This window comes from Roseateles sp. P5_B10, from assembly GCF_056400485.1.
The window spans coordinates 1-512 of sequence record NZ_JBFULE010001791.1; the positions used below are offsets into that span (position 1 = coordinate 1).

Annotated in this window: 1 protein-coding gene; it reads right to left on the minus strand. The window is 57.8% G+C overall.

Translation table 11 applies throughout. From position 1 onward, the window contains the following. The coding region (locus AC1DU6_RS35935) for a hypothetical protein (RefSeq protein ID WP_477863448.1) at positions 1 to 235 on the minus strand (235 nt) is incomplete at its 3' end. Positions 236 to 512: the final 277 nt, after the last annotated feature.

The window sequence follows — 512 nt, forward strand, 5'->3', positions numbered from 1 at the left end:
GACAGAGCTCCTCGGTCGACAGCGCGGTATTCTCCCGCGCCACCACATTGACGATGTTCTTGATGGTGTCCGTGGATGTCGAGGTGGAGTTGTCGCCATCGGTATAGGCGCGGCCGAAATCGCCTTCCAGCATCGCCTTGATGCTGAGCTGGCTGACATCCTGCTTGTCGCCGTCGCGATGGATCCGCATGATGCGGACACGGCCTTTTCCATATCTGTTCTTGATGAGCGGCACGCGCGACCTCCAGTCTGTGTTGGCGACTAGCCTTGTTGACGACCAAGAAACCTCGGTCGCCGGGCAATATATTGAGCAATGCTCACTTTCGAGCAACCTTCGTGCCACCGGTCACCACACCAGCGGAGCGAAATGGCTTTCAGCGGCGTCTGGCACGAGGTTTGTATCTGACGATCATAATGCCACGATATTTCATCACCTAAGCAAGGGGCTAGATCAATGACAGTGAGCGTCCATCCCGTCGACGAGGTCCTCCCGACCCCGCGCCTTCTCGCGC